The 12,367-nt window shown below is 68.9% G+C and carries 13 protein-coding genes; all 13 read left to right on the top strand.

Features of this window, described 5'->3' with window-relative positions; translation table 11 throughout:
• Positions 1-60: 60 nt before the first annotated feature.
• The 13 genes from alaS (at position 61) to ACFE6Z_RS03985 (ending at position 12,349) form a co-directional block, all read left to right on the top strand.
• Complete coding sequence (gene alaS, locus ACFE6Z_RS03925; RefSeq protein WP_375384358.1) at positions 61-2,727, top strand: alanine--tRNA ligase; 2,667 nt, start codon at positions 61-63, stop codon at positions 2,725-2,727.
• Positions 2,724-3,197 carry a Holliday junction resolvase RuvX gene (ruvX, locus tag ACFE6Z_RS03930; protein WP_375384359.1) on the top strand — a complete coding sequence of 158 codons (474 nt, stop codon included), beginning with the start codon at positions 2,724-2,726 and terminating at the stop codon, positions 3,195-3,197. Before alaS ends, ruvX begins: the two co-directional genes overlap by 4 nt.
• Positions 3,198-3,199: 2 nt before the next feature.
• A complete protein-coding gene (gene mltG, locus ACFE6Z_RS03935) occupies positions 3,200-4,690 on the top strand; it encodes an endolytic transglycosylase MltG (protein ID WP_375384360.1) in 1,491 nt (496 codons plus the stop codon).
• Positions 4,660-5,523 (top strand): shikimate dehydrogenase family protein, encoded by an 864-nt coding sequence (locus tag ACFE6Z_RS03940; RefSeq protein WP_375384361.1) that lies wholly within the window; start codon positions 4,660-4,662, stop codon positions 5,521-5,523. The genes mltG and ACFE6Z_RS03940 overlap by 31 nt, the downstream gene beginning before the upstream one ends.
• Positions 5,524-5,571: 48 nt before the next feature.
• Positions 5,572-6,798: a chorismate synthase gene (gene aroC, locus ACFE6Z_RS03945; protein ID WP_375384362.1), complete on the top strand. Its 1,227-nt coding sequence runs from the start codon at positions 5,572-5,574 to the stop codon at positions 6,796-6,798.
• Entirely contained in the window at positions 6,785-7,345 is a 561-nt protein-coding gene (locus ACFE6Z_RS03950) for a shikimate kinase (protein ID WP_375384363.1), read from the top strand. The genes aroC and ACFE6Z_RS03950 overlap by 14 nt, the downstream gene beginning before the upstream one ends.
• Positions 7,342-8,424, top strand: coding sequence for a 3-dehydroquinate synthase (aroB, locus tag ACFE6Z_RS03955; RefSeq protein ID WP_375384364.1), 1,083 nt, complete (start codon positions 7,342-7,344; stop codon positions 8,422-8,424). Before ACFE6Z_RS03950 ends, aroB begins: the two co-directional genes overlap by 4 nt.
• 9 nt (positions 8,425-8,433) lie before the next feature.
• Positions 8,434-8,889 carry a type II 3-dehydroquinate dehydratase gene (gene aroQ / locus ACFE6Z_RS03960; RefSeq protein ID WP_375384365.1) on the top strand — a complete coding sequence of 152 codons (456 nt, stop codon included), beginning with the start codon at positions 8,434-8,436 and terminating at the stop codon, positions 8,887-8,889.
• Positions 8,890-9,007: 118 nt separating this feature from the next.
• Complete coding sequence (gene efp, locus ACFE6Z_RS03965; protein ID WP_375384366.1) at positions 9,008-9,568, top strand: elongation factor P; 561 nt, start codon at positions 9,008-9,010, stop codon at positions 9,566-9,568.
• Positions 9,569-9,979, top strand: coding sequence for a transcription antitermination factor NusB (gene nusB / locus ACFE6Z_RS03970; RefSeq protein WP_375384367.1), 411 nt, complete (start codon positions 9,569-9,571; stop codon positions 9,977-9,979).
• Positions 9,980-10,031: 52 nt separating this feature from the next.
• The gene (locus ACFE6Z_RS03975; protein WP_375384368.1) at positions 10,032-10,286 is read left to right on the top strand and encodes a hypothetical protein; all 255 of its coding nucleotides are present in this window, start codon (positions 10,032-10,034) and stop codon (positions 10,284-10,286) included.
• The gene (locus ACFE6Z_RS03980; RefSeq protein ID WP_375384369.1) at positions 10,283-10,666 is read left to right on the top strand and encodes a PIN domain-containing protein; all 384 of its coding nucleotides are present in this window, start codon (positions 10,283-10,285) and stop codon (positions 10,664-10,666) included. Before ACFE6Z_RS03975 ends, ACFE6Z_RS03980 begins: the two co-directional genes overlap by 4 nt.
• Positions 10,667-10,771: 105 nt before the next feature.
• Positions 10,772-12,349 (top strand): Rieske 2Fe-2S domain-containing protein, encoded by a 1,578-nt coding sequence (locus tag ACFE6Z_RS03985; RefSeq protein WP_375384370.1) that lies wholly within the window; start codon positions 10,772-10,774, stop codon positions 12,347-12,349.
• The last annotated feature ends 18 nt before the right edge of the window (positions 12,350-12,367 follow it).

Here is a 12,367-nt window from a genome sequence, read left to right on the forward strand (position 1 = left end):
TCGCTCTGCCCGGAACGCGCCCGTAGTCGGGCGCGTTCTGCTCGCCTGCACGGAGGAACAATGAAGACCGCAGAGATCGCCAGCCGCTTCCTCGACTTCTTCGAGAAGCGCGGCCACACGATCGTCCCGTCCGCCTCTCTCGTCACGGACGACCCGGCGCTCCTGTTCACGGTCGCCGGCATGGTGCCCTTCATCCCGTACCTCAGCGGCGACGTCCCGCCGCCGTACCCCCGCGCGGCCGACGTGCAGAAGTGCATCCGCACGAACGACATCGAGGAGGTCGGCAAGACCCCCCGCCACGGCACGTTCTTCCAGATGCTCGGCAACTGGTCGTTCGGCGACTATTTCAAGGCTGACGCGATCCGTTACGCGTGGGAGCTGCTCACCAGCCCCGAGAGCGAGGGTGGGCTCGGGTTTCACCCCGAGGATCTCTGGGTCACCGTCTACAAGGACGACGACGAGGCAGCGGGGCTCTGGAGCGACATCGCCCACCTCCCCGAGGAGCGCATTCAGCGCCTCGACAAGGACACGAACTACTGGAGCACCGGTCTTCCGGGACCGGCCGGGCCGTGTTCGGAGATCTTCTTCGACCAGGGCCCGGCCTACGGCGTCGACGGCGGCCCGGTCACCGACGACGACCGCTACGTCGAGATCTGGAATCTCGTCTTCATGCAGTACGAGATCACGAACGTGACCTCGAAGTACGACTTCGACATCGTCGGCGAACTGCCGAACAAGAACATCGACACCGGCATGGGCCTGGAGCGCATCGCGTTCATCAAGCAGGGCGTGCAGAACATGTATGAGACCGACCAGGTGCGCCCGGTCCTCGACCTCGCCGCCGAGCTCAGCGGCAAGACATACGGCGCAAACCATGAAGACGACGTGCGGATGCGGATCATCGCCGATCACGTGCGCTCATCGCTCATGCTGCTCGCCGACGGCGTGACGCCGTCGAACGAGGGCCGCGGCTACATCCTCCGGCGCATCATGCGGCGGACGATCCGCTCGATGCGACTGCTGGGCGTGGACGGTCCGACCTTCCCCACCCTGTTCGCCGCGTCGCGCGACGCGATGAAGGATGCCTACCCCGTCGTCTCCGATGACTGGGAACGCATCTCGCAGTACGCGTTCGCCGAGGAGCGCACGTTCCTGCGCACGCTCGCGGCGGGCTCGGTGATCCTCGACAGCGCGGTGGTGCAGGCGAAGCAATCCGGCCAGGCATCCCTCGGCGGTGAGCAGGCGTTCCTGCTCCACGACACGTACGGCTTCCCGATCGACCTCACGCTCGAAGCGGCCGAGGAAGCCGGCCTCACCGTCGACCGCGCGGCATTCGACCAGCTCATGCAGGAGCAGCGCACGAGGGCGAAGGCCGATGCGCGCGCCCGCAAGCGCCAGCTCGCCGACACGAGCATCTACCGCGAGTTCCGCAGCCTCGGCGAGACCGTGTTCACCGGCTACACAGAGCTCGAGGCCGAGTCGTCGGTGCTCGGCATCATCGTGGACGGGGTATCGGTCGATCGTGCGTCGGCAGGCCAGATCGCCGAGGTCATCGTGGCCGAGACGGCACTGTACGCCGAGTCCGGCGGGCAGGTCGCCGACAAGGGCATCATCGTCGGCCCCGGCTTCGAGCTCGAAGTGCTCGACGTGCAGAAGCCGGTCGTCGGTCTGATCAGCCACACCGTGGCGGTCACCAGCGGCGAGGTCGCGGTGGGTCTTGCCGCGAGCACGATCGTGGATGCCGCCAATCGCCGCTCCGCCCGTCAGGCGCACTCCGCCACTCACCTGGTGCACGCCGCGATCCGCGACACGCTCGGCCGGAGCGCCACCCAGACGGGGTCGCTGAATCGCGCCGGCTACATGCGATTCGACTTCAACTGGGGGTCGGCGCTGTCGCCCGAGACGCGTACCGAGATCGAAGAGATCGCGAACAACGCGGTGCGCGAGAACCTCGAGGTCACCACGCGCGTGATGTCGCTCGACGAGGCGACCTCGCTCGGCGCGATGGCGCTGTTCGGCGAGAAGTACGGCAATGAGGTGCGCATGGTCGACATCGGCGGCCCCTGGTCGCGGGAACTGTGCGGTGGTACGCACGTCGGCTCGAGCGCCGAGATCGGCCTCATCAACCTGGTCGGCGAATCGTCGGTCGGAGCATCCAATCGCCGCGTGGAAGCCCTCGTCGGGCAGGACGCCTTCCGCGAGCTCGCGGCCGAGCGCGCGATCGTCTCGCAGCTCACGTCGTCGCTGAAGACCCCGCGCGACCAGTTGCCCGCGCGCATCGCGGAGCTGGCCGCGAGCCTGCGCACGGCGGAGAAGAAGATCGCCGCCTTCGAGTCGCGGGCGCTGGCAGACCGGGCACCCGCACTCGCCGAGACCGCTGTCGAGGTCGGCGCGCTCCGCCTCGTCTCCGCCTCGATCGGCACGGCCGCATCGGGCGACGACGTGCGCACGCTGGCACTGCAGGTTCGCGAGCGCCTGGGCTCTGCACCAGGTGTCGTCGCTCTCGGCGCCGACGTCGCAGGACGCCCGGTCGTGCTCGTTGCCACCAACGAGGCGGCCAGGTCCGCCGGGGCGAAGGCCGGTGTGCTCGCCAAGGCCGCCGCCGCAGCACTCGGCGGCGGCGGGGGAGGGCGCGACGACGTCGCGCAGGCCGGCGGACCCGACATCGCCTCTCTGGTCGCCGGTCTCGCGGCGGTGCGCAGCACCCTGGAGAGCACGGCCTCTTGAGCGGCTTCCGCCGCGGAGCGCGCCTCGGAATCGACGTGGGCCGCGCCCGCGTGGGCGTCGCGCGGTGCGATCCCGATGGGATGCTGGCCGTCCCGGTCGAGACCGTCGCGCGCGACAGCGCCTCGATCGCGCGCATCGTGGCGCTCTGCGCGGAGTACGACGCGATCGAGATCCTGGTCGGCCTGCCACTCAGCCTGAGCGGCGCGGACACCGCCTCAACGACGGACTCGCGGGAGTTCGCGGCAGCGGTGGCCGCGGCATCCGACGTGCCCGTCCGACTCGTCGATGAGCGCCTCAGCACCGTTTCCGCGCACGCTGCTCTGCGGGGCTCGGGCCGATCACAGCGAGAATCTCGTAGCATTGTGGATCAGGTCGCCGCCGTCGTCCTGCTTCAGCAGGCCATCGATGTCGAGAAGAACAGCGGCCGACCCCCGGGAACCCCCGTTCCCCCGGCCCAGGAGCCCGCCTGAACATGCCCGAGTCTTCGTCGCCGTTCGACGATCCGTTCGCGGATCTCTTCGGCCGGCTGCCCGATCCGAAGCAGCGCGAGACCGGCCGAGGCGACGATACTCAGGCACCGAAAAACGCGACGTCGGGCGAACCCGCCCCAGCGACCCCGCCGCTGTCTCGGCGGGCCGCCCGTGAGGCAGCGACGCAGGCACCCCCCACGAGCAAGCCCGCTCCTGCCGCGCCGGCCCCGCGCAGCGCGCTGCCGGCGAGCCCGGTGGCAGCGACAGCCGCCACCCCCCGCGTCGACAAGACGCCGTCCCGCACGCCGGTGGCGACCGCCCCGGTCCCCACCGCCGACCTGAACGACCTCTTCATGGGCACGCGCACGACACACGACCTGGGTTCACCCCCGCCTCCGCGCGACAAGCGGAAGCGACGGATCGGCGGCTGGATCGCGCTCGGCGTCGTCCTCGTCATTCTCGGCGGCATCGCCGTGGGAGGGCTGTGGGTGTGGAACACGTACGAAGTGAAGATCCGCGAGGTGATGGGCTGGACCGAACCCAAGGATTATGCGGCGGGTGAGGCCACCGGCGAGGCGCTCGTGACGATCGCGGCCGGTGACACGGGCAGCCCGATCTCGCAGACTCTGTACGACGCGGGGGTCACCAAGACCCCCACCGCGTTCTACGACTACCTCATCTCGACCGCGCAGAACCCTCCCTTCGTCCCCGGGGTTTTCCGGCTACAGAAGCAGATGACCTCCGAGGCGGCCCTGGCGGCGCTCCTGAACCCGGCCAACAAGGTCGAGAGGTCGGCGCAGCTGCGCGAGGGTCTGACCGTCCAGCAGTCGCTCCCGCTCCTGGCCGACGGCACCGGCATCCCGCTCGCCGATTTCGAAGCCGCGGTCGCGACGCCCTCGACGTACGGCGTGAGCGCCGACAGTCTCGAGGGCTGGCTGTTCCCGGCCACCTACTCTTTCGCGCCCGACGACACGGCGACGCAGATCATCCAGACGCTCGTCGATCGCACCGTGCAGTCGCTCGATGCCGCCGCCGTGCCCACGGGCGACCGGCAGCGCATCCTCACGATCGCCTCGATCATCCAGCGCGAAGCGCGCTTCACCCAGGACTTCTACAAGGTCTCACGTGTCATCCAGAACCGTCTCGACCCCTCCAACCAGGAGACGTACGGGCTGCTGCAGATGGACTCCACGGCGCAGTACGGGTACGGCGAGATGCACGACGGCACGGTCAGCTCGTCGGCCGAGGCACTGGCCGACGACAATCCGTGGAACACCTACGTGCACACGAGCCTCCCTGTGGGCCCCATCGCGAACCCCGGCGACACGGCCATCGATGCGGCGATGCACCCTGCCGACGGCCCGTGGCTGTACTTCGTGACCGTGAACCTCGACACCGGCGAGACGGTGTTCACGACCAACATCGCCGATCACGAGCAGGCGGTCGCCCAGTGGCAGGCCTGGTGCACAGCGAACCCGGACTCTGGGTGCTGAGCGGGCCCACGCGTCTCGCGGTCTGGGGAGACCCGATCGCGCACAGTCGATCACCGCAGCTGCACGCCGCCGCGTACGCGGTACTGGGGCTGGCCTGGGAGTACGGGCGGCGGCAGGTCACGGCATCCGACTTCGACACCGTCCTCGAATCGCTCGACGAGAGCTGGCGCGGCCTCTCGCTGACCTACCCCCTCAAGTCGGCGGCATTCGATGCGGCGCAGGGCCTCGACGACCGCGCGCGGCTCACCGGCGCGGTCAACACCCTGCTGCTCTCGCCGGCCGGCCCCCGCGGCTTCAACACCGACGTCGGCGGCCTCATCCGCGCCGTGCAGGAGCACGGCGTCGGGCAGGTGGAGCGCGCGCGCATCATCGGGGCCGGCGCGACAGCCACCTCCGCGCTGGTGGCCTTGGCAGAGCTCGGCGCCGGCGACGTCGAGATCGTGGCGCGCCGCGTCGAAGCGACCGCGCCGCTCATCGCCCTGGGCGTCCGCATGGGGCTCGCCGTCCATGCCGCCCCGTTTCCTGACGCCGCGATGGGCAGCGTCGCACTCACGATCGCGACGCTGCCCGGCGACGCCGCGATCCCGGATGCCGCAGCCGCCCTGCTCGCCGCGTCCGGTGGCCTGCTCTTGGACGCGGTGTACGGCACGTGGCCCACGCCGCTCGCCCGCGCGTGGGAGAGGCAGGGCCTCCCGGCTCACTCGGGACTCGGGATGCTGCTGCACCAGGCCGTGCTGCAGGTGCGCATCTTCGTGTCCGGCGATGTGGACGAGGCACTGCCGGACGAACCGCTCGTGCTCGACGCGATGCGCGCCGCTGTCGTCGACGGGTGAAGCCGCTCACGCGAGTGAGGCCCGCGCTGCGCGTGGGAGACTAGACGAATGCTCCGCGTGCTCACGGCCGGCGAATCGCACGGCCCCGAACTCGTCGCCATCATGGAGGGCCTGCCCTCCGGCGTACCCATCTTGCTCGATGACATCCGAGCCGACCTCGCCCGCCGCAAGCTCGGCTACGGTCGCGGCTCGCGCATGAAGTTCGAAGAGGACGAGCTCGCGATCTCCGGCGGCGTGCGTCACGGCCTGTCGATGGGAAGTCCGATCGCGCTGCGCATCGGCAACACCGAGTGGCCGAAGTGGGTCGAGGTGATGAGCCCCGAGCCCGTCGAGCTGACCGAGAAATCGCGCGGACGCGGCGCCGCCCTCACCCGTCCGCGGCCGGGCCACGCCGATCTGGTCGGCATGCAGAAGTACGCGTTCGACGAGTCGCGTCCGATCCTCGAGCGGGCAAGCGCCCGTGAGACGGCTGCCCGTGTCGCCCTCGGCACCGTGGCGCGCTCGTTCCTGTCCGAACTCGGCATCCGGCTCGTGAGTCACACTCTCTCGATCGGCCCCGTCCGCGTGCCCGACGACGCCGCACTGCCCACTCCGGATGACCTCGACACGCTCGACGCCGATCCGCTCCGCTGCTTCGACGCCGCGACCTCGGCCCGCATGGTCGACGAGGTCGACGCGGCACGACGCGACGGCGACACGCTCGGCGGCATCGTCGAGGTGCTGGCGTACGGCCTCCCGCCGGGGCTCGGCTCGCACGTGCATTGGGACCGCCGCCTAGACGGCAAGCTCGCCCAGGCGATCATGAGCATCCAGGCCATCAAGGGTGTGGAAGTCGGCGACGGATTCGAGACGACCCGGCGCCGCGGCTCGGCAGCACACGACGAGCTGTTCGCCACGGGCGACGGCATCACGCGCGGCAGTGACCGCGCCGGCGGCACCGAGGGCGGCATGTCGACCGGCACGGTGCTGCGGGTCCGTGCCGGGATGAAGCCGATCGCCACGGTTCCGCATTCTCTGCGGACCGTCGATGTCGCCACCGGCGACACCGCCTCTGCCCACCATCAGCGTTCGGACGTCTGTGCCGTGCCCGCCGCCGGAGTCGTGGCCGAGGCCATGGTCGCGATCGTCCTCGCCGAATCGGTGCTCGAGAAGTTCGGCGGTGACAGCATCGGCGAGACGCGGCGCAACCTCGCGTCCTACCTCGAGTCGATCCCCGAGACGCTGCGCACGAGCGCGGCCTCCGAGGCCGCGCTGCTGTCCGATGACCTCGTCTGAGGCGGCGACGCTCGTCCTGGTCGGCCCGATGGGTGCGGGCAAGAGCAGCATCGGCAAGAAGGTCGCGCGCGAGCTCGGCGTCACCTTCACCGACACCGACACCGTGATCGTCCGCGAGCACGGCCAGATCCCCGCGCTGTTCGACGAGCGCGGCGAAGCGCACTTCCGCGCGCTCGAGCGCGCCGCCGTGGTCACCGCCCTCGACGGCGGCGGCGTTGTGGCCCTCGGCGGTGGAGCGGTGCTGGATGCTGCGACCCGCGAAGATCTGTCCGCGCACCGGGTCGTCCTGCTCACGGTGGCGCCCGAGATCGTGCGGGCGCGCATCGGCGGCAAAGGCCGGCCGCTCCTGAATGACGGCGACCCGATCGTGCGGTGGCAGCGGATCTACGACGAGCGCCGTGCCTTCTACGAGCAGGTCGCCGACGTGACGTTCGACTCGTCGGTCGGGCGCATCTCGGCGATCGCCGCCGCGATCGCAGAATGGGCCCGCGCCGACGGGCTCACCCCGGGGGTTTCCCCCGACACCGTTCCAGAAGGCAGCGAATGAGCCAGCACACCACCATCACCGTCGCCGGTGATGCCCCGTACGACATCACCGTCGGGCGCAGCATCCTTCCCCTCGTCGGCGAGGCGCTCGCGCCGAGCGTCCGCAAGGTGCTGGTCGTGCACCCGCCGACCCTGTCGGCGCCGGCGTCCGCGCTGCGGGAACTCCTCATGGCAGACGGCGCCCGCGAAGTGCTGCTGGCCGAGATCCCCGACGCCGAGCAGGGCAAGCGCGTCGAAGTGGCCGCCTTCTGCTGGCAGGTCATGGGCCAGGCCGACTTCACCCGCACCGACGCGGTCGTGGGCTTCGGAGGGGGAGCGGTCACCGACCTTGCCGGCTTCGTCGCGGCCACGTGGCTCCGCGGCGTCCAGCTCGTGCAGGTGCCGACCACCGTTTTGGGCATGGTCGACGCCGCCGTGGGCGGCAAGACCGGCATCAACACCGCGGAGGGCAAGAATCTCGTCGGCGCGTTCTGCCCCCCGCGCGCCGTGATCTGCGATCTCGACACGCTCGACTCGCTCTCGCCGAACGAGCGCGTGGCCGGTTTCGCCGAGGTCGTCAAGGCCGGCTTCATCTGGTACCCCGAGATCCTCGATCTGATCGAGGCCGACCCCGCCGCTGCCACCGATCCCACGACTCCCGCGTTCCGACGCTGCATCGAGCTTGCGATCGAGATGAAGGCGCGTGTCGTCGGCGAAGACCTGCGCGAGGCGGGGCTGCGCGAAGTCCTCAACTACGGCCACACCCTCGGCCACGCGATCGAGCACGCCGAACGCTATCGCTGGCGCCACGGTGCCGCGATCTCGGTCGGCATGATCTTCGCCGCCGAGCTGTCGCGCCTCGCCGGTCGCCTGCCCGATGCCGTCGCACAGCGCCATCGCAGCATCCTGGAACTGCTGGGACTGCCCACGTCGTACCGCGCGGGCGCATGGCCGCAGCTTCTGGCCACGATGCAGCGCGACAAGAAGACCAGGGGCGGGATGCTGCGCTTCATCGTGCTCGACGACCTGGCCCGACCCACCGTGCTGCAGGCGCCCGACGAGTCGCTGCTGTTCGCCGCGTACCAGGAGGTCGGCGGCTAAGGTGTTCGCGTGACCGAACGCCGCCTGCTGCTCGTCAACGGACCGAACCTGAACCTGCTGGGCACGCGCGAGCCCGAGGTATACGGCACGTCCACGCTCGACGATGTCGTGCGGATCGCGACGGATGCCGCAGCCGCCCACGGTTTCGAGATCCGTGCGATGCAGAGCAATCACGAGGGCGTCATCCTCGACGCGATCCATGACGCGCGGGTCGACTGCGCCGGCATCGTCATCAACCCGGGCGGCCTCAGCCATACCTCGGTCGTGCTGAGGGATGCACTCTCCGGCGTGAACCTTCCGGTCGCAGAGGTGCACATCTCGAACGTCTACGAGCGCGAGGCATTCCGCCGTCACTCGTATGTCACCGACATCGCTGCCGTGCACGTCGTCGGTGAAGGCGTCGACGGCTACGCGACAGCCGTGACCAAGCTCATCGGCATCATCTCGGGCACCGCCGACGGCTGATCGGGGCGAGCAACGAGCCATCGCGTAGAATCGGAGGCTGGCGCGCTTCGACAAGCTCAGCGATCGGGAAGCGACCGGTGCTCTGCGCCCTCCTGACACGAACGGACACTCTTCACCCATGGCCTCCACCGCAGACATCCGCAACGGCGTCGTCCTCAGCATCGACGGACAGCTCTGGAACGTCATCGAGTTCCAGCACGTCAAGCCCGGCAAGGGCGGCGCGTTCGTCCGCACGAAGCTCAAGAACGTCGTGTCGGGAAAGACCGTGGACCGCACGTACAACGCGGGAGCGAAGATCGAGATCGAGAACGTCGATCGCCGTGACTTCACCTACCTGTACAACGACGGCGAAGGCTACGTCTTCATGGACGTCGCCGACTACGACCAGCTGACGGTCGCTGCCGCCACCGTGGGCGACGCCGCGAACTTCCTGCTCGAGAACCAGCAGGTGCAGATCGCGCTCAACAACGGCAACCCGCTGTACGTCGAGCTCCCGGCATCCGTCGTCCTGGAGATCACCTACACCGAGCCCGGCCTGCAGGGCGACCGCTCGTCGGCCGGCACCAAGCCCGCCACCGTCGAGACCGGCTACGAGATCCAGGTGCCGCTGTTCCTCGAGACCGGCACGCGGGTCAAGGTCGACACGCGGACCGGCGACTACCTCGGTCGCGTCAACTAGGTGAGCGCCCGTTCGAAGGCGCGCAAACGCGCGCTCGACATCCTTTTCCAAGCCGACGTGCGCGGCGATGACGTCGCCACCACCCTCGCCGCCGAAGCCCAGCGGGCCTCCAGTGAGCCCGCCCGCGAGGCGTCATGGCTGTACGCGCGCGAGATCGTCGACGGCGTGATCGACAACCGCGAGGCGATCGACGAGCAGATCACGACGTTCGCGAAGGACTGGACGCTGGCGCGCATGCCCGCAGTCGATCGTGCGGTCCTCCGGATCGGCGTGTGGGAGCTGCTCTACAACGACGAGGTGCCGGCAGGCGTCGCGATCGACGAAGCAGTGGAGCTCGCGAAAGAGTTCTCCACCGACGACTCGGGTTCGTTCATCCACGGCGTGCTCGGGCGGGTGGCTCGCTCGTCCTGATCGCTGCGCGAATGCGGTGTACCACTTCTTACGGTGGTGGTACTCTGAGGGCATGCCCACCGCTCTGCCTCGCATCCAGGTGACGCGCACCCCAGAACTCGATCGCGCGCTCGAAGTGGCTGCGCGAATGTGGCCGGATGCGCCCCTGAGCGAGCGGATCACGCGTTTGGCGGAACTCGGCGCCGATGCCGTTTCGGGCGCGGAGCAGACTGCGCGCGCCGAAGGACTTCGACGACTCCGCGAGCTCACGGCCGACCTCTATCAGCCCGGATACCTCCACGACCTTCGCGAGGACTGGGACCGGTGATCGCGCTCGACGCGAGCTTCGTCATCGCACTGAGGTCAACGTCGGACGCGCACGCGGATGCGGCCGATGCCGCGTTCTCATCCATGCGTGATGAGCGGTGCATTCATCCCGTGACACTCGCTGAGATTCTCGTCGATCCCGCGCGTCACGGACGCGAGGGGCTCGTACGAAGCGCGCTCGTCGACGCCGGAATCTCGCTCAGGCAGCCCGATGAAGACGAGCCGATTCGAGTCGCGCAGCTGCGCGTGCAGACGCGGCTCGCGCTTCCCGACTGCTATGTCCTCGCTCTGGCCGATCGCACGCATGCCGCCGTCGCCTCTTTCGACGCCCGTCTGCGTGCCGCGGCTGCCGCGCGCGGTCTCGCGCTCGTTCCGGCGTAGCCGGCCGCTCTGCTCCGCACCAGCCCGTGCTCTGCGCGGCTGCCGCCGGGGGGACTACCGTGCTGCTCCCGTAAACTCGAAGACTCGACACAGGAGGACTTGCCCATGCGGATCACGGGACTCGGTCACGCCGGGATGTTCATCGAGACGGCAGGCGGCAGCATCCTGTGCGATCCCGTGATCGGCCCGACCTTCTTCGGATCGTGGTTCCCGTTCCCGGACAACCGGGGGCTCGACTGGGAAAAGTACGGCAACGCCGACTTCCTCTACGTCTCGCACCGTCACCGCGATCACTTCGACCCGGCGCTCATGGAGCGCCACGTGCCGAAAGACATCAAGGTGCTGCTGCCGGACTACCCGACCGATGACCTCGAGCAGGATCTGCGCGCGCTCGGCTACGACAACATCATCCACACCGAAGCGGGCGTCCCGCTCCGTTTCGGCGACCTGACGCTCATGGTCACACCGCTGCGGGCCCCGAGCGACGGCCCGATCGGAGACTCGTCGCTGAGCGTGGACGACGGCACTGCCAGCATCCTGAACCAGAACGATTCGCACCCGCTCGACCTCGAGAAGCTCATGGCCTTCTCCAAGCCGGAGGCGTACTTCACGCAGACCTCCGGCGCGATCTGGTGGCCGATGGTCTACGACCTGCCGCAGGATGCCAAGCAGAATTTCGCGAGACTCAAGCGCGACGCGCAGAACAAGCGGGCGATGTACTACATCGAGCGGGTCGACGCCGAGCACGTCTTCCCGATGGCAGGGCCCCCGATGTTCTTGCGCGAAGAGCTCTTCCGCTACAACGGCTTCGGGCTCGAAGACGACTCGATCTTCACCGATCAGCGTCAGTTCCTCGCGCACATGAAGGAGCAGCGGCCGGATCAGAAGGGCTACGAGTTCGTGCCCGGCACGGTCGTCGAGCTGAACCACGGCGAGATTGAGGTCACCCAGACGCTCTTCACGGATGCAGAGATCGACCGATTCTTCGACCGGAAGTGGGAGTACCTCGCCGAGCAGCGCGACGCGCGCCAAGACGAGATCGCCGCAGAGGAGGCCTCCCGCGCCGCGGTGCTGCCGCCCGCCGAGATGCTCGCCGCGATCAAGGAGTGGTGGGAGCCGCTGCTGCGGCGGGGGCGCACGATCCGGAACGGCGTGGGCGGCACCGTGCGCTTCCACATCGGCGACCTCGACATGGTCGTCGACTTCCCGAAGGCGAAGGTGCGCGAATACGCGGGGGAGGAGTGCATCTACTGGTACACGATCCCCGCCGACCTCGTCTCGACCAATATCCGCGATCACGAGATCGACTGGTCGAACTCGATCTTCTTGTCGATGCAGTTTTCGGTGGGACGCAGCGGAAAGTTCAACGAGTTCCTCACGACGTTCCTCAAATGCCTCTCCCGAGACCGGATCGAGTACGTCGAGAACTGGTACGCGGAGCAGACCGATCAGACCGAGGATGCTCAGCTCGGCGACTGGAGCGTGCAGCGCCGCTGCCCGCACCTGCGTGCCGACCTCACCAAGACCGGCAAGATCGAGGACGGTGTGCTGACGTGCTCGCTCCATGACTGGAAGTGGGACCTCGCGAGCGGCAAGTGCCTCACGAGCCACGGGCACCCGATCCGCGCACGTCAGCTCGAAGACGACCTGTACCGCACGGCGGCGACCTCGGCCGCGGTCTGACGGGTTGCGATCGACTAG

This window comes from uncultured Microbacterium sp., from assembly GCF_964244775.1.
Lineage (GTDB): Bacteria > Actinomycetota > Actinomycetes > Actinomycetales > Microbacteriaceae > Microbacterium.